Here is a 21,664-nt window from a genome sequence, read left to right on the forward strand (position 1 = left end):
TTTCGGCATGGAGATCACGCACCTGTTCGTTTTGCTCCGGCGGAGGTAGCAGCCGGGCTGCGGCAACACGGCCAAAACCCCTCCGACTCCGAGATCTCACCAGGAGCTGCCCCCTGCCGGCTCCTCGGCGACGATGGGGATTCGCATCGACCTCAGGCGTTGGGATGGTCGGCCGGTGGATCCCTGGTTGTTGCAGGAGATCAACCGACAGGACTGAAACCCCTTGGCCAGGGGTGCTTGCTCGGAGACCGATCCAGGCCCTAGGGTAAAGGGGCGAGCTCTTTGCGCCTCTATGCCCATGGCCACCCTGTTGGTCTCTTGCCCCGATCAAAAAGGGCTGGTAGCCAAGCTCTCTAACTTTATCTACAGTTACGACGGCAACATTCTTCACGCCGACCACCACACAGATCTCGAGGCAGGGCTGTTCCTGAGCCGCATCGAGTGGGACCTAGAGGGCTTTCGCTTGGAACGCTCGGAGATTGTCCCCGCTTTCTCTGGGATTGCCCGCGGGATCCAGGCCAACTGGGAGCTGCATTTTTCCGACACGCGCCGGCGCATTGCGGTGTGGGTTAGCAAGCAGCCCCACTGTCTGCTGGATCTCATCTGGCGGCAGAGGGCTGGGGAGCTGCTGGCGGAGATTCCTTTGATCATCAGCAACCATCCCGATTTGGAGCCGCTGGCCCGCTCTTTTGGCATTGACTACTACCACATCCCTGTTTCTCCGGAGAACAAGGCCGAGGCAGAGGCCCGCCAGCTCGCCCTGTTGCAGGAATATCGCATTGACCTGGTGGTCTTGGCCAAGTACATGCAGGTGCTGAGCGGGTGGCTGCTCCGCCAGGCGCCGCCGGTGATCAACATTCACCACTCCACCCTGCCTGCCTTTGCCGGCGCCAACCCCTACCAGCGCGCCCACCAGCGGGGCGTCAAGATCATCGGCGCCACCGCCCACTACGCCACCGAGGAGCTGGACGAAGGGCCGATCATCGAGCAGGACGTGGTGCGGGTAAGTCACCGCGACACAGTAGCCGACCTCATTCGCAAGGGCCGCGACATGGAGCGCCTAGTCCTGGCCCGGGCCGTGCGCTATCACCTGGAAAATCGCGTGCTGGTCTACCACAACAAGACTGTGGTGTTCGCTTGAAGGAGCTGCGCCGTTCCCCAGGATTGCAGAGCCGCGCTCCCGAAAGAGAGCTGCTCTGCCAAACTGGAAAACAAAAGTAGAGGTGGGATTATGGCCTTCGATTGGTTTCGCCGTCGCTACACCGACTTCAAGGGCGAAGCAGAATCTTCTCCCCCAAATGCCGAGTCGACGCCTCCCCCAGCGGCAGAGTCGGCAGCGATGTCGCCGGAGGACTATTTGGCTTTTGCCAAGGCCGCCTATGCCAACCTGAAAGCGCGAGCTGCTGCCCAAGCCACTCAAGCAAAGGTTGTCTCCCCAGCCACCCCTGCAGCAGAATCGCCTGCAAGCGAGGGCTCTGCCCCAGCAGTTGCAGCAACTGAGGCAGTCTCTCCCCCATCGCCTCCTGAGCAGTCGGCTGCTGCGGCCTCCTTCTTTGATCTGGCCCCCCGTGCTGCCGAGCGCCTGCAAGCCCTAAAGGCAACCGCTGTGGAGGAACCGGAGCCAATGGCGGCAGCCGTGGCTGCCCCGCCCCCAGAGCCGGCGGCGGAAGAGGTGGTTTTCGACGAGGGCTTTCGCTGGTCAGCCGAGATCCTGGCAGCCCAAGGGCGCAAGCCCGAAGAGATCTCCGTAGAAGAGATCTCCTGGCTGCAAAAGCTGCGGCGAGGCTTGGGCAAAACCCGCCTCAACCTGATCAACCAGTTAAAGGCTCTAATAGGCCGGGGGCCTCTTGATCAAGAGGCGGTCGAAACAATTGAGACGATGCTGCTGCAGGCGGATGTGGGAGTTGAGGCCACTGAGCAGATCATCCAGGCCCTGCAAAAACGCATGCGCGAGGAGGTGGTGCCCCCCGAGGAGGCGGTGAAGTACCTCAAGCAGCAGATGCGCCAGATGCTGACAGTAGGGGATCCCACCTTTGCGCCGCAGCGGGGCAGGCTCAACATTTGGCTGATCGTCGGCGTGAATGGGGTGGGCAAGACCACCACCATCGGCAAAATTGCCCATGTGGCCCGCGAGTCCGGCTACCAGTGTCTAATTGCTGCCGCCGATACCTTCCGCGCTGCTGCCGTCGAGCAGCTCAAGATCTGGGCAGAACGGGCGGGGGTGGAGGTCATCGCCAACCCGTCTCCCAATGCCGACCCGGCAGCCGTGGTGTTTGATGCCATCAACGCCGCCAAGGCCAGAGGTACGGAGCTGCTGCTGGTGGATACGGCAGGCCGCCTGCAAAACAAGAAAAACCTGATGGAGGAGCTGGCCAAGATCCGCCGCATCATTGACAAGAAAGCTCCCGAAGCCAAGGTGGAAAGCCTCTTGGTCTTGGATGCCACCCAAGGGCAAAACGGCCTGCGCCAGGCCCAGGTGTTTGCCGAAGTGGCCAAGCTAACCGGCGTCATCCTCACCAAGCTGGACAGCACCGCCAAGGGGGGGATTGCCCTGGCCATTACCCAGCAGATGCACTTGCCCATCCGCTTTATCGGCGCCGGCGAAGGGCTGGAGGACCTGCGGCCTTTTTCCAGCTACGAGTTTGTGGAAGCTCTGCTAAGTGAGTATTGAGGCAGCCCCTTGCTGGGCAGAGCCACCGTGAACGAGATACCCACAGCTCCCAATTGGGTTGGGCGTCGCCCTCGCCGCCTGAAACCGGTGGGGGCGGGAAGGATGCAGAGGCTCTGCAAGAACTGGTGGCCACCTCGGTGTTGTCGAGGCTGTTGAGAGCATCTGCCAAGAGCTGCGATCCACCAGGGCTGAGTTTTGGGAGTTCACCGACGGGGGAGAACTTCTACTATGGTCGAACTGCACCTGCAACCCCATGCTGGTTTCAGGGCTTGACCTGTCTGGCAGATAAGCTGGAGAGCGCCTCTGGATCCCTGGAGCTTCCCCTTCGCGTCAGTGGTGCGTAGCGCTAAAAAAAGGCCAGATCCCTTGTCGCAGAGTTTAGTCTGGTCAGAGCGGCTACTTGGTGTCGTTCCAGAGGGCTTGTTCATGCGTCCTTTCGGCAACCCCAACCGTTTGGGCAGTTCTCCTGGCGGGGGATCCCTGCCCGGATCCAGCTCTTTTGTGCAGTTTCGCCGCGACCCGCACCTGCTGTCCTTTTGGGGCCTGAGCCTGGTGATCATGGGCCTGGCAGTGCCGCTGTTTGTGCTCTCGGGGGCGGATCCCAGTTTGGCCGGCTGCGACGAGAGCTTTTATGCCCAGATGGCCCGCGAGCTGCTGCGGGGGAGCAACTGGCTGGGGCCGACTTTTTTGGGGGAGCCTTTTTTCGAGAAACCCCCTCTGCTCACCTGGAGCGTGGCCCTCAGCTTTGCCCTCTACGGCATCAACGAATGGGCGGCGCGGCTGCCCGGGATCCTGGCGGCTCTGCTTTCTATTCCTCTGGTGGGCTGGATTGGGCGAGCCTTTTTGCCAACCCGGGCGGCCCTCTTGGGCATGGCGGTTTTGCCCCTCTGCTACCTCTGGGTGCAGCAGGGGCGGCTGGTGGGGCAGGATGTGCCTCTAACCTGCCTGGAGCTCCTGGGGATCCTAGGCCTAGTGAACGGCATCCGCGGCCACCGGCGCTGGTTCTGGTTGGCGGGAGTGGCCTTTGGACTGGGCCTTTTGATGAAGAGCGCCATGATCCTGCTGCCGGCGGTGGCTTTGATCCCCTACCTGTGGCAGCAGCGGCGGCACTGGCTGGGATCTGCCCAATTTTGGCTGGCAATTGGCCTGGGCTTGGGGATCTTTGGCCTGTGGCTAGTGCCGGCTGTAGGGGTGCACGGCCCAAAGGTGTTAGCTGCTTTGGTGGGGAAGGTGTGGGATCTGGGGCGAGAACCTTTCCATGCCGATGCCAGCGGCTGGTACTACTTTTGGCACATCCCGATCCATGGCTTCCCTTGGACAGTTTTGGCCTTGGTGGGAGGCTGGCTGCTGCTGCGGCAAAAGCCGGGATCCACCCTGCTGGTTTGGTCTTTCCCCCTGCTGTTGTTTTTGCTCTTGCAGCTCTACCCCACCAAAACCCCCTACTACACGGTACAGCTCTATCCCTGGCTGGCTCTCCTGGCGGGGGTAGTCCTCGATCAAGCTCTGCCGTTTCCGCTCCGCACCGGCTCGGTGGCAACAGCGGGACGAGGTTCTCGGCGAAACAAACCCCCCCTAGCCCAGGTGCTCTCTTGGGGGCTGGCGGCGGTGGGAACCCTGCTTTTGGGTTTGGGGGTGGCCGTCAGGCGGGACGTCGAGGGACTGGGTCTGCTCCAACCCCACGCTTGGCCATTGATGGCGATCGGCCTGTTGTATCTGCTCTTGCCAGCGATCTGGAGCTGGCGGCGGGTGCTGCATTATGCCGGCGAACTCTGGGTGGGCACGCTTCTAGCTGCCAGCATCCTCACCATGGTCAGCATTGTTCTGCGGCCTGACTTCGGCAATTTCAATCCCGCCTTTGCCCAGCTGGACTGGAAACAGATGCTGGGCTCTGACAAGGGCGATTTCCCCGTAGTGGACATTGGCCGCAGTGGTCTGCCAGATGTCTGTCAGGCCCAGGCCATCGCCTTTTACACCCCCAACCCAGGGCGATGGGTGGATGACGCCGCCCTGCAAGCAGGAGAACATGGGGATTACCTGTGGGTCTCTCCCGTCCAAGCTCAGCAGCTATCGCTCCAGGATTTGGGGCTGCAGCCTTTGGCCGAGGTAGAGGGTTGGCAACTGGTGCGCCGCTTGGGATCAGCCGGCGGGGAGCTTTCTCCCTCTCCCTAGCAAAAGACCCCAAAGGCCACCGCCAGCTTGCCATCCCCCAAAGGAGCCCAGGTTCCCCAGGCAATCGGCAAGGTACCCTTCACGGCTTTGCAGGCTTCTGGGCTGCCATCTAACCGGAACCCCTCAGCTAGAAGCCGCAGCAGCCCCGCACTGTACCCCCCTCAATCCCCCTGCCCCCCGTATACGGGGGGTTGGGAGGGAAGGGGGGGCGGTCGGAGCCGGGTAGTTTACGCAGCTCGGAAAAGCCAGTTGCCGGAGTGGGATCCTGTCGATGGAGGCAGCTCCTTCTCAAGAGCAAACGCCAAGGCTAGAGTCGCTTTGCCATGGGCAAGGTCGGATTCGAACCGACACGGTTTCCCGCCGCATTTTGAGTGCGGTGCGTCTACCAGTTCCGCCACTCGCCCAGGCTTGAACCATTATCCTACTGAACCGGCGAAACCTCGTCAACCACCCCTACGCGCCGCGGGCTTGCTCGAGTTGCTGGGCTTTTTGCCGCAGCTTGCGGGTTTGCTCCATCACCTCCTCCAGATCTTCCTGGGAGAGGCGCTCTACGTAGTTGATCTTGATCTCTTCCAGCAAGTCTTGCAGCAGGGAGCGGATCTCATCCAGAGCATGTTGCTGGGTAAGTTCACCTGCCAAGACTTCGCCAAATCGCCGCAACAGTTGGGCCACCAGCTTGGAGCCGACGGGATCCTCGAAGCTGTTGGTCAAGGCTTTGTAGGTGGTGGTGGTCAGCTCGCCGGCCAGGCGCTCCGTCAGTTGGCTGGGCAGGGATCCGAGGCCGGGCAGCCGTTCCAGGGTTTGCAGGGCGGGGAGTTGTTTGAGCAGGCCATCCAGGTTGTAGCGGAGCCATTGCTCCACCTCCGGCTGAACCTGGGGCAAGACGCGGTAGAGGACGGTGCGAAAAACCAGGTTGGCAATGGCTTCCAGCTCGTTGATCTCGTTGAGGTCGATGTAGCTGCGGGAGGGATCGGCTGCCGGCAGCAGGGGCAGGGATCCCCGCTGGATGGATGCCTGGATTTGGTTGATCACCCGCACGACGATGACCTCGGTCAGGTCTTCGGCGAAGTTGGTGACAAAGCCCTGGCTTACCTGGGCCCGGACCCGCTCCAGATCCAGCAACTGCGCCTGTCCCAGCCGGATGGTGACGGGGATCACCCGCAGCCAGCGCCAAAAGGGCAACAGCAGCAGCACATCGTACCAGCGCCAGAGCATGGCATCCAGCCAATTGACGCCGGTGTAGCGGCGGCTGATGGCCACCGTGCGCAGGACAAATTCCAGCCCAAACAGCAACACAAAGGGAAAATCCAGCAGCGGAAAAAAGTCCACGGGGCTGCCGCTCTCGCCGATGGGGCGGGAGTAGTTGGTCTCGAAGAGGGGGCGCAGCCGGGCCTGGAAAAATTCGATCCCGTCTTTGGGATCGACGCTGGCCAAGTATTCGGCAGTCCAGAAGCGGGCGAAGGCGGCCCTGGCCGAGTCGGCTCCGGGGATGTGCTCCCGCATCAAGTTGAGGATGCGCACAAACTGGCCGGTTTTGTTGGCGGCCTGAAAGGGGTTGGTCTCGATCATCTCGTCGCTCAGTTGCCGCAAGCGGGCCAGGAGCGGCGCCGCCGCTTCCGACTCCACCCCAAAGCGCAGGGTGACCTGGCGCAGCTCATCCACCAGGGCCAAGTAGCGCTGGGTTTCCGGGTTGGGCTCAATGCCTTTCACCGGGTCATACAGGTCGGTTACCGGGGAGCGGCTGGTCTGTTGGGAGAGGATGGGCAGGGGAATGGGAGGGCCAAAGGCGCCGAAGATCTGCACCCGCCCCTGGAGCCAAAAGTCCCGCCAGGGCACGTAGCTGAGGTCGAAGAGCACCCAGCACAGGTTGCTCAGGGCCAGCAGAGCCATTCCTCTTTCGTAGAGGAGCAGCCAGCGACTTCGTCCCTTGCGAACAGAACGTTTGATAATGCGTCGGGCCGCGTTCATGATCTCGGGCAACGGGTCGGGTGAAGCCAGCCCTAGCCTACCACCCCTGGCTTGAGCTTCTCTGGGCCGCGGCAAGCTGTTGCACAACCTGGCCGAACTGCTGCCAGATGGCCTCTGCCTGTGGCCCCACCTGGCGCAGGATCCAGCCCTGACAGACGGGATCCGGAGACTTGACCAGCCAGTGTGGGGATTCTGTCCCGCTGACGTGAACGGTCGGCCAAGTGGGTTCCGGCCAGTCCCCCAGCAAATACAGGGATCCCCAGCAGAGATGGGATCCCAGCACCGACGCGGTGGAGACATGCTGGTGGGGAAAGCGGAGATCGATGTGTTCTTGCAGCCAGAGCTTTTTCTGGCGGCTAGCAGATGGGCTCCCGGCAGCGACCCAAACCCGCAAGCTGCTGGAAAGGCGCCGAAACTGCCAGCATTCCCCCATGGCCAGCCGCCCGGCCGTCCAGATCTCGGCATAGGCCAGGCGGGCACTGGGATCCAGCTCGATCTGCACCTGTTGGCGGAAGTCTGCTCCTGCGCCGGGAATGGTCGGGTGAGGGATCCAGATCAGTTGGCTGGTGGGGGCCAGCTTGACCTTGGCCTGTTGCCGGATCAGGCCGGGGTGGAGGCGGGTTGCCCCCTGGGTGCGAATTGCCAGCCCTGCGCCTGCCCCCAGCTCGATCGCGATGCGGTGGCGATCCCCGCCCAGCAGGCCGCCGTTGGGGTTGCGCAGGTAATAGAGGGGCGGCTCACCGGGGGATCCCAGCCATTGCAGGGGGGCCTGAGAATACTCCCAAATGCGGGCATGTTCGCCTTGGCGGCTGATCTTCAAGAGGGCCTTGCCGAAGGTCACAGGCGGCTTACAGAGGGGGAGTTAGCCTGGATGGGGCAAAAGAGCACCTCCCGCTTCAGCCAGCTCAGGATCTGATCCAGTCCCTCGCCCGTGCGCAGGTTGGTAAAGACAAAGGGCCTGTCTCCCCGCATGCGGCGGGCATCCCGTTCCATCACCCCCAAGTCCGCCCCCACATAGGGCGCCAGGTCGATCCTGTTGATCACCAGCAGGTCGGAGCGGGTGATCCCCGGCCCCCCTTGCGCGGGATCTTGTCCCCTTCGGCCACATCAATAACATAGATGCAGGCATCCACCAGCTCTGGGCTGAAGGTGGCCGCCAAGTTATCCCCTCCCGATTCCACCAAGATGGGATTCAGGGGACAGAAGCGGCGCTCCAGCTCCTGAATGGCATCGAGGTTGAGGGAGGCGTCTTCCCGAATGGCCGTGTGGGGACAGCCGCCGGTCTCCACGCCGATGATCCGCTCCGCCGCCAGCGCCTTGGCCCGCACCAAAAACTCGGCATCTTCGCGGGTATATTAGTCTCCACGGCCAAAGACAAGGGATCCCGCAGTGCCAGACAGAGCTTTTCCACCAGGGCGGTCTTCCCGGATCCCATCGGGCCGCCAATGCCAACCCGCACCGGCTGAGCAGTCTGCGCCATTTTGCCCGACCTCTGATACCTGATACTCTTTTTGGGCATTCTAGAACTAGACGCTTGCAAGGGATCCGGGTATGGTTCGACTTTTGGTGGCAACTGCCGTAGTGCTGGTGGGCTTTCTGGTGGTGAACCGGCTCTACCGCAACCCGCTCAGTTCAGAGCCAAGTCCAGAGCAGGCCAGCCCAGAAGCCGCCCAGCAAGGGATCCCCCAGGGAGGGCCGCTGCAGATCTACCAATCGCGGGAACAGCTCCAGCAAACCCTCAACCAAGGGGCTACAGCTACCCAACAGCAGGTAGAAGCCCTCGAGCAGTCCTTGGGCAATTAGTTGTGGCGGGCAGGAGGAGATATCCCCCAAACGCGCTAAAGTCGAGAATGCTGCAATTTTTTACAGATCATCCATGCGGATCCCTCCTGTTCCTCCGGAAAAAGCCGACAAGCAACTGCAGAAGGTTTACGAAAGCCTAGAAAAAACCTATGGCACCGCCCTCAACCCGCTACAGGTAATGGCCCACAAGCCGCAGCTGATGCGGGCGGTGATGAACCTGTACGGAGCGCTGCACACCGACAACCCCAACCTGCCCGAGGAGCTAAAAGAGCTGGTCAGCATCCGCATTGCCCAGATCAACGGCTGCCGCCACTACTGCCTGCCCTACCACACCCTGCAGGCGCAAAAACACGGCGCCTCCCCGGCCAAAATTGCCGCGGTGGCCCAGGCCCGCACCAGCGCCCTCTACACCGAAGCCGAGAAGCTGGCCATCGAGTACGCCGAGCGCATGACCGTGCCCAGCATGGTGGTGACCGACAGCTTCTTTGCCCGCCTCAAAACCATTTGGTCAGACGAAGATCTGGTGGAGCTCTCGGCCTGGATTGGCTTTATGAACTTCTGGACCAAGGTCATCGCCGCTTTGGATGTGCCTCTGGATCCCATCTTTGCCGAGCAGCTCCAGGCTTCCTAGTTTCCCAGGTGCTGATGAAGGATGGAGGAACTCCCCTCTTTTGCCAAAAAAGGGGGCAGAAGGATAGACACCCTTCCATAAAGGCTGCTGCCTAGGCCCAGTCATCCCGTGTACTGAAGCTGCGGCCGTAGACCTGGCCGCGGGCGTGGATCTGGCGGGTGCGGGCAAACAGCTCCTCTTCGCTCAGGCCCCACTGTTCCAAGATCTGATCCAAATCCCGCTGCAGATCCCAGGCGCCGGGAAAGCCGTGGTAGCGGATGCGCAGACGGGCCACTTCGGCCAGCACCCAATCCGAGGGGGGGCTCTCCTGCACTTGGGCCATCAGCTCGTTGAGAAGAGCCCGATCGGTGTCGTATTGCGGATGCTGCTGCTCCCGTCGAGAGGAGCTGTTTGTAGGGGAACCAGCCATTGCTCTCCCTCCTTTTTTTCACGTTAGCTGAGTCATCAAGAGCTCCTCAATAGCAAGAATTGGGATCCCTGATGGCCCGAGAGCTCGAGGAACCGCGGGAAAGCCGCTATACTGCAAATGTTGCAGACCATAAACATTCTTCAGTTGCGGAGGCGGCGGCCATGCCCATGCCCATGATCGAGACCCGTACTGACCGGATGCTGCTCAACTTTGGGCCGCACCATCCTTCTATGCACGGGGTCTTGCGCCTGCTGGTCACCCTCGATGGCGAAAACATCGTCGACTGCGAGCCGGTGATTGGCTATCTGCACCGCGGCATGGAAAAAATTGCCGAAAACCGCACCGTGGTGCAGTACCTGCCCTACGTCTCCCGCTGGGACTACGGTGCCGGCATGTTCAACGAGGCCATCACCGTCAACGCCGTCGAGAAACTGGCTGGGATCCCGGTGCCCCGGCGGGCCAGCTACCTGCGGGTGATCATGTTGGAGCTGACCCGCATCACCAACCACCTGCTCTGGTTTGGCCCCTTCTTGGCCGACCTGGGCGCCCAAACCCCCTTCCTCTACGCCATGCGGGAGCGGGAGTGGATCTTGGATTTGTTTGAAGCCGTCACCGGCATGCGCCTCATCAACAACAACTACTTCCGCGTCGGGGGCGTGGCGGTGGATCTGCCCTACGGCTGGACGGAAAAATGCCTCGATTTTTGCGAGTACTTCCTGCCCAAGGTAGATGAGTACGAGCGGCTGGTTACCGACAACCCCATCTTCCGCCGGCGGCTGGAAGGGATAGGGGTCATCTCCAAGCAAGATGCCATCAACTGGGGCCTGTCTGGGCCCATGCTGCGGGCCTGCGGCGTCAACTGGGATCTGCGCAAGGTGGATCACTACGAGTGCTACGACGACTTCGACTGGGAGGTGGCGGTTTACCCAGAGGGGGATTGCCTGGCCCGCTATCGAGTGCGCATGAAGGAGATGCGCGAGTCCTGCAAAATTGTGCAGCAGGCGGTGAAGGCCCTGCCCGGTGGCCCCTTTGAAAATCTGGAAGCCAAGCGCATGCTGGAGGGGCCAAAGTCGGAGTGGAACAAGGGCGACTACCAGTTCATCAGCAAAAAGCCCTCGGCCAACTTCAAGATCCCCAAAGGAGAGGCCTACGTACGGGTGGAGAGCGCCAAAGGGGAGCTGGGCATTTACATCGTCGGCGACGACAACGTCTGTCCGTGGCGCTGGAAGATCCGTCCACCCGGCTTTGTCAACCTGCAGGTCTTGCCTCAGCTCATTCGCGGCATGAAGGTGGCCGACATGATCGCCATCTTGGGCAGCATCGACATCATTATGGGGGAGGTGGATCGCTAAGATACTCGTAGGAAAGGGAGGACAAGGGCGATGGCCTGGGCGATCTTGCTTCTGCCGCTCCTGATTGTCGTAACTATTGCCGCGATTATCGGTCCCAAGCAATGGGCCAAGTACCAAGAAGAAAGGCGCCGCCGCGCCGAAGAGTTATCCGACGCCCGCCTGCAGGCCATCATTCAGCAGGAGCTGCGCCGCCGCCACCGTCCCCCTCAGTCGGATCCCAACGGCAAAGCCTAGTTAGATCCACAGACTCCAGTGCCTTTTTTGACTCACCGTCTCTAGGGAGCCACTCAACCCCATGACAACCGCCGGCATTGACCTACAGCTTGGTTTTGAAACAGCCCTGCAAAACTTGGGCCTGAGCCCAGGCGCTGCCCACGCTTTGTGGGTACCTTTGCCCATGTTGCTCATGGTCATCGCCGCCACCTTAGGAGTGATGGTCATGACCTGGCTAGAGCGGAAGATCTCGGCGGCGGCCCAGCAGCGGATTGGCCCCAACATGGCCGGGCCACAGGGGGTACTGATCCCGATTGCCGATGGCATCAAGCTCTTGACGAAGGAAGATGTGCTGCCCAGCTTGGCCGACCCAGTTTTGTTCACGCTGGGGCCGATCCTGGTTTTCCTGCCGGTCTTTTTGTGTTATCTGGTGGTTCCCTTCGGCCAGAACCTATTGATCTCCAACATCGCCATCGGGGTGTTTTTCTTGATCGCCACCTCCAGCGTGCAGCCCATCGGCCTGTTGATGTCGGGCTACGGCTCCAACAACAAGTATTCTCTGCTGGGGGGGCTGCGGGCGGCGGCCCAGTCAATTAGCTACGAACTGCCCTTGGCCTTGTCGGTGCTGGCGGTGGTGCTGATGAGCAACGGCCTGGACACCGTGGGGATCGTGGAGCAGCAGAGTGGGCTGGGGATCCTCAGTTGGAACGTGTGGCGGCAGCCGATTGGCTTTGTCATTTTCCTGATCTCGGCGCTGGCGGAAACCGAACGGATCCCCTTTGATTTGCCGGAAGCCGAAGAGGAGCTGGTGGCCGGCTACCAGACGGAGTACTCCGGCATGAAATTTGCCCTGTTTTACCTGGGATCCTACGCCAACTTGCTGCTGGCCTCTCTCATTGCGGCGGTGTTGTACTTGGGCGGCTGGTCGTTTGTGGTGCCGGTGGAAACAATTGCCGCCTGGCTCGGGATCCCGTTGGACAACCCCTTTTTGCAGATCGGCGCGGCGGTGTTGGGCATTCTCATGACGATGGTCAAGGCTTTTATCTTTGTGTTTTTGGCCATCCTCTTGCGCTGGACCCTGCCGCGGGTGCGCATTGACCAGCTGTTGGATTTGGGGTGGAAATTTCTGCTGCCCGTCTCGTTTGTGAATTTGCTGTTGACGGCGGCTTTGAAACTTGCCTTCCCGAGCGTTTTCGGGGGTTGAATGAAAAGTAAAGAAAGCGAGAGAGGGAGAGGACAGGCCATGACTTTTCTCAAGCGCGTTGGCGAATACGTAAGCGATGCCTTCAAAGCAGCCAAGTACATCGGTCAGGGGATGGGAGTGGTCTTCGACCATATGAACCGCCGGCCTGTAACTGTCCAGTATCCCTTTGAGAAGCTGATCCCCTCTGAGCGCTTTCGGGGACGCATTCACTTTGAGTTCGATAAGTGCATTGCCTGCGAGATCTGTGTTCGGGTTTGCCCCATCGACCTGCCGGTGGTGGACTGGGTCTACAACACCGAGCTGAAGAAGAAAGAGCTCTACAGTTACAGCATCGATTTTGGGGTGTGCATTTTCTGCGCCAATTGCGTGGAGTTTTGCCCCACCAACTGCCTCTCGGTTACCGAAGACTATGAACTGGCCACCTACGACCGCCACGAGCTGAACTACCACCAGGTGGCGCTGGGCCGCTTGCCTTCCAAGGTCACGGAAGACCCGATGGTGACGCCGCTGCGGGAGTTTGCCTATCTGCCCAAGGGGGTGATCGATCCCCACGAGCTGCCTGCCGGATCTCAGCGGGCCGGTAAACGACCCGAAGAGATTTTGGCGGAAATGCGCGCTGCCAAGGCAGCCAAAGAGAAGGAAGCCAAAGCTGCAGTGGAGTAGTCGGAACAGCCAACGGCCTAGATTGCTGGTGGAGAGACCCATCCCTAGGGGCAAAGAGAGTGTGAACTTACCCGCAGATTCCCCTGAGGCGGCTAACCCGCTAAAGGCTTGGGCGACAATTCCGCTCCTGCGAACTGTTTGCGAAGTGTTATGGTAAAGCGAATGGAAGCAGTTGACTGGGAGCAACGTTCAAACAGTTTCATCATAGGGTTCGGAAGAAAAAGAACAGGCAGCCGCCCCCTCTTACTAGGAAGGAGGCTAGAAGCACGGAGGCTAGCGAAGAACGCTGGCTGCAACTAGGGTTGTAGGTAGCCATCGCAAATCTCTAACAAGAAAACGAAATTAAGAGCCAAAGCTGCTTGCAAGGTTTGCCAACCCCCCTTCAGGGAAACCGAAAGGCAGGGTCACCCATATGGTAGGTACCCAAAGGGACATCAAAACCCGGCGGCAGGGCAACTGCTAAGTCTCCAGGGGAAGAAACGGCAGAAATACCCATAGCATCCTCACATTTCAAAAGGGTAGCCTTCCACGCCTGAGCAACCTTGAGCCAAAGGAAAACCAATCGCCTAAACACAGACAAAAGCTAGTTTACGGGAATGCTAGGTCCAAGGTTGAAATAAGTCGTGCTGCCAGGGTTAGTTGTGTTGTCGAAGGTGCTAAGGGTGATGGTTCCCACTGTGATGGGCGCTGGGGAAGGGACAGCAGGGGTGATACGAACCTGACCGCCAAAGGGAAGGATAAACGGAGCCGGGAAGGTGACGACATCCCCAGACACCGATGTGGAAGTGGCAATAACTGTGCCGTCTGCCTGAGTAATAGTTACCGTTGCAGCTGCAGGTAAGCTAGGGATTGTGATCCTTGGGCCAGAAGGTATGGGCGTGGGTGTAGGCGTCGGGGTGGAAGGAGGCGTCGGCCTAAGTGTGGGCACGGGTGTAGGTGTCGGGGTGGGAGAAGGCGTTGGCTCAGGTGTGGGTGTGAAGAGTCCCACAGCAACTCTCTCAGCAAAGTTCCCCTGGAAGGCATTGCCGGCTAGGTAGGCTGCAATCACCACATCTGGGGTGCCGGGGGCCGCTTGAATTGCTATCCCTCTGCCCTCGCCCCGAGCCAGAAATGTATTTCCAGAAAGGGTACGGGCTTGTGTTCCTTGCAAGATGCGAATGCCGACGCTCCCGGCTATCCCACCCACGCCGATCCTGTTGGATTGAATGGATGGAATTGAGCCTGCCCCATCCAGTTGAATCCCGGTAGTGCCGCTCCTACCTGCTTGCCGAGCCTGCAGCACTAAGCCAGCCCCAGCGGTAGGTGGATCCCCTTCGATTTGGTTGTTGCGGAAGATCCCGCCGGAGTTGTCGCTGTAGCGAACAGCCAAAGTCCCTAAAGCTTGTAAGAGAATCGTGTTGTTCTCGAGGGTTGGGTTACTTCCTGGTGTTGTGCCTATGCCCACCCCGCCTGTTTTGCTAACGATTGACGAAATGCCGCTGACTCGACTGTTTCCGGAGATCTGCACACAGGGATCCAAAAATTGCTGGCAAAAAATCTGGGCCAATTGGTTGAAAGCTCCCTCCAAAACGGCAGCGTTGCCGTTGACCAAGATGTTGGAGCGGGGGTCGTTGAGGGTAACCTTGCTCGGCTGAAAGGTGCCACCGTTGACCTGCACCCTTCCGCCTTCCAACACCACCTCCACCCCTTGCAGGCTGGTTTGGCTGGCTACGATCACGTCGAACAACCCGGCCAGGATCTCATAAGCTGTGGAGCTGGTAATCCGAATCCGCCCGCCATTGGTGCCGTCGCCCCCATCCAAGGCCAGATCCTTCTCTAGCCTCTCCTTGCCCGCCCCCAAAATCTGGATCAGCACCTCTAGCCCCTCTGTGGCATTTTGCAGCCGCTGCGCCTGTGCCACAGCATCGGCCAGCTTGGTAAAGGGGCCCTTGGCTGGATCCACTTGCAGGATGACGGGCCCACCACCTGGCGATGGTGGGGGAGGAGAGTTGCCCGTGCCTCCTCCTCCACAGCCGAAAGCGATCCCTGCCAACAGAGTCAGCAAGAGGGAACCGGTTCGCCAGCTAGATCGGGATACTTGGCCGTCTGTGGAAAGGGGGCCTTTCATCGGTGGAAAATCCTTGGCAAGTCCCTATCGGTCAAGCCTATCAGAACTGCGGATACCTAGAGCCCGGATGAACCCCTGGGATCCAATTCTCTCAAGCAGAGCCTCCCAAAAGGGATCCCTGCCCTATTGAACTTGGCAGAGGATCCGCAATCAGTACAGTTAAAATTTCTTCGAGAAATTTGGAGTTCTAGGGGGGCTGCCCCAAGTAACTCGACAGGGGGTTGCTGAAGGAAGGGTTGCCGGCCAACCACGACCTGCAACAATGGCAAGCAGACCAGGGTAGACGCTGAGCCGCTATATCCTGAGAACGGGTCCAGATAGGGTTACAGGTCAGCCATGTCCTCTTTCGTTCGCTCGGTTGCGCCGCAGCAGCTAGCTGCCCGCCTGAGGGATCCCGAGGCTGGCCCTCTGCAACTCATCGATGTGCGGGAACCGGCCGAGTTGGAGTTGGCCAATCTCAGTGCCCTCGGGTTTCGCAACTACCCCTTGAGCCAGTACCAAGAGTGGCGCGAGCAAATCTTGAGGGAGCTCGATCCCCATTGTCCAACCTTTGTCCTCTGCCACCACGGCATCCGCTCTGCCCAAGTGAGCCAGTGGCTGCTGGCCAACGGCTTCAGCCAGGTCTACAACATCAGCGGCGGCATCCACGCCTGGGCTCTTGAGGTGGATCCCAGCCTGCCCACTTATTGAGCTTCTACAGCGTCAGGGATCCCACCTTTTGTTCTAACAACTGGGCCAGATCTTGCAAGAAGGCCGCCGCGTGGGCGCCGTAAATAACGCGGTGGTCGCAGGTGAGGTTGACCTGCATCTGGGAGCGGATGGCGATGGCTTTTTCTGGTGTGGCCACCACGGTGGGGCGAGCAGCGCCGACGGCCAAAATAGCTCCTTGGTTGGGAGGCAGGATGGCGTCGAAGCGATCCACCCCAAACATGCCCAGGTTGGAGAGGGTAAAGGTGCCGCTGTTGTACTCCTCCGGCTGCAGTTGCTTGCGCCGCGCCCGCTCCACCAGATCCTTCCAGCGGCGGGAGATCTCGTAGAGATCGGTCCGGTTGGCCTGCTTGAGCACAGGGGTGATCAGGCCGCCGTCTTCCATGGCCACCGCCACGGCAATGTTGATCTCGGCTTTGTAGTGGATCCCGTTTTCCGTGTAGCTGGCGTTGAGGAGGGGATGCTTTTCTAGGGTCAGGGCCACCGCTTTCACCAAAAGGGCCGTCAGGGTTACCCCTTTGGGCTTCACCTGTTGGTAAAGCTGATCCAGGCTGTCGGTGGTGATGGTGTAGCCGACGTGGAACACCGGCACGCCCAAGCTGGCGTTCATGTTGCGCACCACCGCCGCCTGCAACGTGCTCAAGGGAACCACTTCTCCCGACGGGGCAGCCGCAGAGACAGGGGGGGGAGCTGCCGCTTGCGTAGAGGCGGCCTGAGCTGCAGCCCGCTCCACATCTTCGGCCACGATGCGCCCACCAGGGCCGGAGCCGCGCACCGTGCGCAGGTCGATCCCCAGGCTTTCTGCCAATTTTTTCGCCCGTGGGGAAGCCAGGATCCGCTGGGATCCGGCCCCGTTGGAGCCAGTTGGAAGGGTGGGGGTGGGGATCGCCGCAGGGACAGGGGTTGGCTGTTGAACTGTGGGGGTGGGGACTGCAGTAGGTGCAGTTGCCGGTAGAGCACCCTTAGAGAGGGCCTTGGCTCGCTCTTGGGCCTCGGCCACCTCCGCTTCGGTTTCGGCAATGAGGGCGATGGGGGCGCCCACCGGCGCCGATTCCCCTGCTGGGATGAGGATGCTGGCCAGAATGCCGCTGTGGAAGGACTCCACGTCCATGTCCGCCTTGTCCGACTCCACCACCAGGATGTTTTCCCCTTTCTCCACCCGGTCGCCGGGGTTTTTCAGCCAGGCGACGATCTTGCCCGTTTCCATGGTGGAGCTGAGGGCCGGCATGGAGAGTTCGTGGATCATGGCGGGGATGGCAACACAGCAGAGAAGATTGTAACCCAGCAGACGGGATCCCGGCGCCGCCCCCTGGGCCTATCGGCCAGCTTCTGCCTCGGCCACCACCAACAGGGTTTTCAGCAGGGAATCGGGGTTGAGGCTGATGGAGTCGATCCCCTGCTGCACCAGGAAGCGGGCAAAGTCGGGGTAGTCGCTGGGGGCTTGTCCACAGATGCCGATCTTGCGCCCGTGGCTTTTCACCGTCTGGATTACCTGGGCGATCAGCCGCTTAACGGCCTCGTGGCGCTCGTCAAAAAGATGGGCCACCAGGGCGGAGTCGCGATCCAACCCCAGGGTAAGCTGGGTGAGGTCGTTGGAGCCGATGGAAAAGCCGTCGAAGATCTGGCAGAACTCGTCGGCCAGGATGACGTTGCTGGGCAGCTCGCACATGACGTACACCTGCAGGCCGTTTTCCCCCCGCACCAGGCCGTGGCGGGCCATCTCCTCCAGCACCCTGTGTCCCTCTTCGGGGGTGCGGCAGAAGGGGATCATCAAGATGACGTTGGCCAGGCCCATCTCGTCCCGCACCCGTTTCATGGCCCGGCACTCCAGCGCAAAGCCGTCGCGGTAGCGGGGATCGGTGTAGCGGGAGGCCCCCCGCCAGCCAATCATGGGGTTTTCCTCATGGGGCTCGTAGCGAGATCCGCCCAGCAGGTGGGCGTATTCGTTGCTCTTGAAGTCCGATAGCCGCACGATCACCGGCTTGGGGTAGAAGGCAGCGGCGATGGTGGCCACTCCCTGGGCCAGCTTGTCCACAAAGTACTCCGGCTTGTCAGGGTACTGGGCGGTGAGCTCCGCCAGGCGCGGCTCCTCCTTGACCGCCTCCTCGTAGTGAACCAACGCTAGAGGGTGCACCTGGATGTGGTTGGCGATGATGAACTCCAGCCGCGCCAGACCCACGCCATCGCAAGGGATCTCGCTGAGGCCAAAGGCTTTTTCCGGGTTGCCCACGTTCATCATCAGTTGGGTGCGGGGGCGGGGCAGCTCCTCGAGGGGGATCTCTGTAACTTCATAGGACAGCAAGCCAGGATAGACGCGCCCTTCCTCCCCTTCGGCGCAGGAGACGGTGATGGGATCGCCGGAGCGGAGTACTTGCGTGGCGCTGCCGCAGCCAACAATGGCCGGGATCCCCAGCTCGCGGGCGATGATGGCCGCATGGCAGGTTCTGCCCCCCTGGTTGGTGACGATGGCGCTGGCCTTTTTCATGATCGGCTCCCAGTCGGGATCCGTTTTTTCGGTCACCAGCACCTCGCCGGCTTGGAACTGATCCGAGCGGCGCACATCCAAAATGACGCGGGCCGTGCCCTGGCCAATGGCCTCTCCCACCGCCCGTCCCCGCACCAGGGGTTCTGGGCGCGCCTGCGGCTGGGTAAAGCGATAGGTCTTGAGTCGGTTGGCCGCCTTTTGGGACTGCACCGTCTCGGGGCGGGCCTGGACGATGAACAGCTCGCCCGTGATCCCATCTTTGGCCCACTCGATGTCCATGGGGGTGAAGCGGCCCCGCAGCGCCGAGTAGTGCTCTTCGATGAGGCAGGCCCAGCGAGCCAGCTCCAGGATCTCGTCGTCCTTGAGGGCATATTGCCGGCGCAGGCTCTCGGGGACGGGTACGTTTTTGGTGGAACGGGATCCCTCCTCGTCGTAGACCAGCTTCAGGGCCTTGCTGCCCAGCTTGCGGGAGAGGATGGGCCGCCGCCCCTGCTGGAGGGTGGGCTTGAAGACCACGTACTCGTCGGGGTTGACGATCCCTTGCACCACGTTTTCCCCCAGCCCGTAGGCGGCGGTGATCAGCACCGCGTCTTTAAAGCCCGTTTCTGGGTCGATGGAGAACATCACCCCCGAGCAGGCCAAGTCCGAGCGCACCATCTTCTGCACCCCCACCGAGAGGGCCACCTGGAAGTGGTCGAAGCCCTTGATCTGGCGGTAGGAGATGGCCCGGTCGGTAAACAGGCTGGCAAAGCAGCGGTGGCAGGCCTGCAGCACCGCCTTGATCCCGTGCACGTTGAGGTAGGTCTCCTGCTGGCCGGCAAAGCTGGCATCCGGCAGGTCTTCGGCGGTGGCGCTGGAGCGCACCGCCACATCGGTATCGGGGCCGTAGCGCTCGCACAGCTCCTGGTAGGCCTTGGCAATGGCCTGCTCCAGCTCTGGGGGGAAAGGCGTCTGCAAAATCAAGGTGCGGGCGGCCTTGCCCCGCTCGCGCAGGTTCCGCACATCCTCGATATCGAGGTCTTTGAAGATCTCCCGCAGCTTCTCCTCGAGGCCGGCAGCGGCGATGAACTGGCGATAGGCATGGGCCGTGGTGGCAAACCCCAGGGGCACGCGGATCCCTTTGGGGGCTAGCTGCTGCAGCATTTCTCCCAAGGAGGCGTTTTTCCCGCCCACCTGGGCCACGTCCCGCAGCCCCACTTCGGTGAGGGGCACAACCAAGGGCGGCTCTGAGCCAAGCTGGCGTTGAGAGGGCTGTTGAAGTTGGGATCCCAGCGTTGCTCCATCCGACATGCTCTGTCTCCTTATGCCCATCAGACTCAAATGTGAACCACGGCTGCAATACTTACGTGCAGCCAAAAACCATCCCCCAGCCAGAATCTTGCCTGGCTTTGAGGGTCTATACCCTCACTGTACTGAGGGTTTTCCGCTGGTTAAAATCCCGGCGCAACCCCCTAGAAAAGGCTGAGAAGGGGTTGACACAAAGCCATCTCGCCAGGATCCATCTGAGAAGGTTGCCACAAATCTTCGACCTTTTTTATCTAATGCAAAAGTAACCGCTCTGCCACCATGTTTTCAAAGCAGCAGTTGGCGGCAACAGGGCAAATGGAAGGCCTCAGGGATCCGGTGGCAGCAATTCGCCAGGTAAGAGTGACGGAAAAACAGCAGGGCTTGCGGCTGGATCGGGGGTTGGCAGAACAACTGCCGGAGCTGTCGCGCTCGCGCCTGCAGCAGCTTATCCGCCAGGGCCAAGTTTGGCTGAACGGCCAGCCCTGCCTGGATAAGGATCGCCCCCTGCAGGCCGGGGATCAAATCGAGGTGCGGATCCCGCCGGCCACCCCCACCCCCTTGCAGCCGGAGCGGATCCCCTTAGATATCCTCTATGAAGATGAGGATCTGCTTGTCATCAACAAGCCGCGCGGCCTGGTGGTGCACCCGGCTCCTGGACATGCCAGCGGCACCCTAGTGCATGCGCTGCTGGCCCACTGTCCTCGCCTTTCTGGGATCAACGGCGAGCAGCGTCCGGGGATCGTCCATCGCCTCGACAAGGACACCACCGGCGCCCTGGTGATCGCCAAACACGATCAGGCCCACCAGCACCTGCAGGCTCAGATTCAAGCCAAGACCGCTCGGCGCATCTACCTAGGGGTGGTGTTTGGCCGGCCAGCCCAAAGCCAAGGTACCATCTCTGCCCCCATTGGCCGCCACCCGGTGGATCGCCAGAAGATGGCGGTTGTGCCCCCCGGCCAAGGGCGAGCGGCGGTAACCCACTGGCAGGTGCTGGAGCGCCTGGGCAACTACACCCTGATGCAGTTTGAGCTGGAGACCGGGCGCACCCATCAAATTCGGGTGCACGCCGCCCACCTGCGCCTGCCCATTGTCGGGGATCCCCTCTACACCCAGAGCAAAACCAGCCCCGTCAAACTCAGCGGCCAAGCTCTGCATGCCTGGAAGCTCTCCTTTGTCCACCCGCGCACCGGCCAGCCGCTGCAGGTTACCGCCCCTCTGCCGGAAGAGTTCGAGCGGCTGCTACGGCAGTTGCGCAGCCAGGCCGGCTAGGCAGCCTCAGAGGTCGCTCTCCGCTCTGTCTAGCCTGTCCAATTGGGGTTCATGCTGATCCCCGTCCCCAAGAAGTTTCAGCCTTCAGCAAATCTTTAGAGAAGTCGGAAGTATTTTTGCCAGGTGAGTTGTTTAGAATGCGCTCATCCTGGCCAAGGTAAGCAATGCTACGTCAGATAGAGCGGATCCTGAAGCTAGATATGCTGCTGCGCTCCGGACAGCGAAAGACAGCCGCTTCGCTGGCTGAGGCTTTGGAGGTAAGTAAACTACCCGACACCCGCGCTATGCGCAGGGTGCGGGCTTTATCCCAATCCCTAGCGGCCCCAGAGGACAGCTAAGTTTCGGAATTTCAGGCGAGTTTACAGTCGCCCCAAGGAGAGAGATCACCTGAGCAGCGTTATGGTCAGCATCCCCTTCCCACCCGCAGTGTCCACACTTGAACAACTTGCCGCTGCGGTAGGACTTACCCTGCTCAGGGTGGATGTGCAGGCATTTGTGGCAGGTCTGGCTGGTGTAGGCAGGCGGCACCAGCACCACAGGCACTCCAGCAATGGCAGCCTTGTAGGTCACAAACATCCTGAGTTGGTAGAACGCCCAGTTATTGGTTCTGCGGCGCTCAGCTTTACTCCGAGGTTTCTGATTCAAGCGCTCTCGGATGTCTGTCAAGTCCTCAAAAGCCAGTGCCGCACCAATAGCCTGGGCATCCCTGACCAAGGTTTTGCTGA

The 21,664-nt window shown here is 60.8% G+C and carries 18 protein-coding genes, 1 tRNA gene and 1 pseudogene; 11 read left to right on the forward strand and 9 right to left on the reverse strand.

Translation table 11 applies throughout. From position 1 onward, the window contains the following. Positions 1 to 292 precede the first annotated feature (292 nt). The 3 genes from purU to NW855_RS00260 all read left to right on the forward strand — a co-directional run bounded on the left by purU (position 293) and on the right by NW855_RS00260 (position 4,840). A complete protein-coding gene (purU, locus tag NW855_RS00250) occupies positions 293 to 1,141 on the forward strand; it encodes a formyltetrahydrofolate deformylase (RefSeq protein WP_414402748.1) in 849 nt (282 codons plus the stop codon). 90 nt (positions 1,142 to 1,231) lie between these two features. Next, entirely contained in the window at positions 1,232 to 2,671 is a 1,440-nt protein-coding gene (gene ftsY, locus NW855_RS00255; protein WP_414402747.1) for a signal recognition particle-docking protein FtsY, read from the forward strand. Between the two features lie 426 nt (positions 2,672 to 3,097). Beyond that, complete coding sequence (locus NW855_RS00260) at positions 3,098 to 4,840, forward strand: ArnT family glycosyltransferase (protein WP_414508239.1); 1,743 nt, start codon at positions 3,098 to 3,100, stop codon at positions 4,838 to 4,840. 324 nt (positions 4,841 to 5,164) lie between these two features. Here the strand turns inward: NW855_RS00260 and NW855_RS00265 are convergent. The 4 genes and pseudogenes from NW855_RS00265 to ureG all read right to left on the reverse strand — a co-directional run bounded on the left by NW855_RS00265 (position 5,165) and on the right by ureG (position 8,288). Further along, positions 5,165 to 5,244 (reverse strand) — tRNA-Leu (locus NW855_RS00265). Between the two features lie 49 nt (positions 5,245 to 5,293). Continuing rightward, positions 5,294 to 6,808, reverse strand: a complete 1,515-nt coding sequence (locus NW855_RS00270; RefSeq protein ID WP_414508233.1) for a hypothetical protein — start codon at positions 6,806 to 6,808, stop codon at positions 5,294 to 5,296. A gap of 37 nt (positions 6,809 to 6,845) precedes the next feature. Next, positions 6,846 to 7,649, reverse strand: coding sequence for an urease accessory protein UreD (locus tag NW855_RS00275; protein ID WP_099812369.1), 804 nt, complete (start codon positions 7,647 to 7,649; stop codon positions 6,846 to 6,848). Then, positions 7,646 to 8,288, reverse strand: a pseudogene (gene ureG / locus NW855_RS00280) (urease accessory protein UreG). Before ureG ends, NW855_RS00275 begins: the two are co-directional and overlap by 4 nt. A 71-nt stretch (positions 8,289 to 8,359) precedes the next feature. Here ureG and NW855_RS00285 point away from each other — a divergent pair. Next, complete coding sequence (locus NW855_RS00285; protein WP_011429644.1) at positions 8,360 to 8,611, forward strand: hypothetical protein; 252 nt, start codon at positions 8,360 to 8,362, stop codon at positions 8,609 to 8,611. A gap of 73 nt (positions 8,612 to 8,684) precedes the next feature. Beyond that, a complete protein-coding gene (locus tag NW855_RS00290) occupies positions 8,685 to 9,242 on the forward strand; it encodes a carboxymuconolactone decarboxylase family protein (protein ID WP_011429643.1) in 558 nt (185 codons plus the stop codon). A gap of 91 nt (positions 9,243 to 9,333) precedes the next feature. On the opposite strand, the gene NW855_RS00295 is transcribed toward NW855_RS00290, so the two are convergent. Next, positions 9,334 to 9,651: a DUF3288 family protein gene (locus NW855_RS00295; RefSeq protein ID WP_011429642.1), complete on the reverse strand. Its 318-nt coding sequence runs from the start codon at positions 9,649 to 9,651 to the stop codon at positions 9,334 to 9,336. Positions 9,652 to 9,818: 167 nt separating this feature from the next. Here NW855_RS00295 and NW855_RS00300 point away from each other — a divergent pair, with 167 nt between their 5' ends. The 4 genes from NW855_RS00300 (at position 9,819) to ndhI (ending at position 13,083) form a co-directional block, all read left to right on the forward strand. Then, positions 9,819 to 11,003 carry an NAD(P)H-quinone oxidoreductase subunit H gene (locus tag NW855_RS00300; protein ID WP_011429641.1) on the forward strand — a complete coding sequence of 395 codons (1,185 nt, stop codon included), beginning with the start codon at positions 9,819 to 9,821 and terminating at the stop codon, positions 11,001 to 11,003. Positions 11,004 to 11,033: 30 nt separating this feature from the next. Next, positions 11,034 to 11,237 (forward strand): hypothetical protein, encoded by a 204-nt coding sequence (locus tag NW855_RS00305; protein ID WP_011429640.1) that lies wholly within the window; start codon positions 11,034 to 11,036, stop codon positions 11,235 to 11,237. Positions 11,238 to 11,298: 61 nt separating this feature from the next. Further along, positions 11,299 to 12,420, forward strand: coding sequence for an NADH-quinone oxidoreductase subunit NuoH (gene nuoH / locus NW855_RS00310; protein WP_099884200.1), 1,122 nt, complete (start codon positions 11,299 to 11,301; stop codon positions 12,418 to 12,420). Between the two features lie 39 nt (positions 12,421 to 12,459). Then, complete coding sequence (gene ndhI / locus NW855_RS00315) at positions 12,460 to 13,083, forward strand: NAD(P)H-quinone oxidoreductase subunit I (protein WP_414402974.1); 624 nt, start codon at positions 12,460 to 12,462, stop codon at positions 13,081 to 13,083. Positions 13,084 to 13,666: 583 nt separating this feature from the next. Here the strand turns inward: ndhI and NW855_RS00320 are convergent. Beyond that, positions 13,667 to 15,115, reverse strand: a complete 1,449-nt coding sequence (locus NW855_RS00320; protein WP_414508234.1) for a right-handed parallel beta-helix repeat-containing protein — start codon at positions 15,113 to 15,115, stop codon at positions 13,667 to 13,669. A 411-nt stretch (positions 15,116 to 15,526) separates the two neighbouring features. Here NW855_RS00320 and NW855_RS00325 point away from each other — a divergent pair, with 411 nt between their 5' ends. After that, complete coding sequence (locus tag NW855_RS00325) at positions 15,527 to 15,880, forward strand: rhodanese-like domain-containing protein (RefSeq protein WP_099812372.1); 354 nt, start codon at positions 15,527 to 15,529, stop codon at positions 15,878 to 15,880. A 4-nt stretch (positions 15,881 to 15,884) separates the two neighbouring features. Here the strand turns inward: NW855_RS00325 and NW855_RS00330 are convergent, their stop codons facing one another. Both NW855_RS00330 and ppsA read right to left on the reverse strand, forming a co-directional pair. Beyond that, entirely contained in the window at positions 15,885 to 17,144 is a 1,260-nt protein-coding gene (locus tag NW855_RS00330; protein ID WP_414508235.1) for a dihydrolipoamide acetyltransferase family protein, read from the reverse strand. A gap of 69 nt (positions 17,145 to 17,213) precedes the next feature. Further along, the gene (ppsA, locus tag NW855_RS00335; RefSeq protein ID WP_414508236.1) at positions 17,214 to 19,673 is read right to left on the reverse strand and encodes a phosphoenolpyruvate synthase; all 2,460 of its coding nucleotides are present in this window, start codon (positions 19,671 to 19,673) and stop codon (positions 17,214 to 17,216) included. A 276-nt stretch (positions 19,674 to 19,949) separates the two neighbouring features. Here ppsA and NW855_RS00340 point away from each other — a divergent pair, with 276 nt between their 5' ends. Next, on the forward strand, positions 19,950 to 20,939 hold the full coding sequence (locus NW855_RS00340) for an RluA family pseudouridine synthase (RefSeq protein WP_414508237.1): 990 nt from the start codon (positions 19,950 to 19,952) through the stop codon (positions 20,937 to 20,939). A gap of 282 nt (positions 20,940 to 21,221) precedes the next feature. On the opposite strand, the gene NW855_RS00345 is transcribed toward NW855_RS00340, so the two are convergent. Then, the coding region (locus tag NW855_RS00345; RefSeq protein WP_414508238.1) for an RNA-guided endonuclease TnpB family protein at positions 21,222 to 21,664 on the reverse strand (443 nt) is incomplete at its 5' end.

It is taken from the genome of Synechococcus sp. RC10B2, from assembly GCF_047502635.1.

Excerpts from the sequence above, each read along its gene's own strand:
- purU (WP_414402748.1), top strand. The coding sequence starts at position 293 with ATGCCCATGGCCACCCTGTTGGTCTCTTGCCCCGATCAAAAAGGGCTG.
- ftsY (WP_414402747.1), top strand. The coding sequence starts at position 1,232 with ATGGCCTTCGATTGGTTTCGCCGTCGCTACACCGACTTCAAGGGCGAA.
- NW855_RS00260 (WP_414508239.1), top strand. The coding sequence starts at position 3,098 with ATGCGTCCTTTCGGCAACCCCAACCGTTTGGGCAGTTCTCCTGGCGGG.
- NW855_RS00270 (WP_414508233.1), bottom strand. The coding sequence starts at position 6,808 with ATGAACGCGGCCCGACGCATTATCAAACGTTCTGTTCGCAAGGGACGA.
- NW855_RS00285 (WP_011429644.1), top strand. The coding sequence starts at position 8,360 with ATGGTTCGACTTTTGGTGGCAACTGCCGTAGTGCTGGTGGGCTTTCTG.
- NW855_RS00290 (WP_011429643.1), top strand. The coding sequence starts at position 8,685 with ATGCGGATCCCTCCTGTTCCTCCGGAAAAAGCCGACAAGCAACTGCAG.
- NW855_RS00295 (WP_011429642.1), bottom strand. The coding sequence starts at position 9,651 with ATGGCTGGTTCCCCTACAAACAGCTCCTCTCGACGGGAGCAGCAGCAT.
- NW855_RS00300 (WP_011429641.1), top strand. The coding sequence starts at position 9,819 with ATGCCCATGATCGAGACCCGTACTGACCGGATGCTGCTCAACTTTGGG.
- NW855_RS00305 (WP_011429640.1), top strand. The coding sequence starts at position 11,034 with ATGGCCTGGGCGATCTTGCTTCTGCCGCTCCTGATTGTCGTAACTATT.
- nuoH (WP_099884200.1), top strand. The coding sequence starts at position 11,299 with ATGACAACCGCCGGCATTGACCTACAGCTTGGTTTTGAAACAGCCCTG.
- ndhI (WP_414402974.1), top strand. The coding sequence starts at position 12,460 with ATGACTTTTCTCAAGCGCGTTGGCGAATACGTAAGCGATGCCTTCAAA.
- NW855_RS00325 (WP_099812372.1), top strand. The coding sequence starts at position 15,527 with ATGTCCTCTTTCGTTCGCTCGGTTGCGCCGCAGCAGCTAGCTGCCCGC.
- NW855_RS00330 (WP_414508235.1), bottom strand. The coding sequence starts at position 17,144 with ATGATCCACGAACTCTCCATGCCGGCCCTCAGCTCCACCATGGAAACG.
- ppsA (WP_414508236.1), bottom strand. The coding sequence starts at position 19,673 with ATGTCGGATGGAGCAACGCTGGGATCCCAACTTCAACAGCCCTCTCAA.
- NW855_RS00340 (WP_414508237.1), top strand. The coding sequence starts at position 19,950 with ATGTTTTCAAAGCAGCAGTTGGCGGCAACAGGGCAAATGGAAGGCCTC.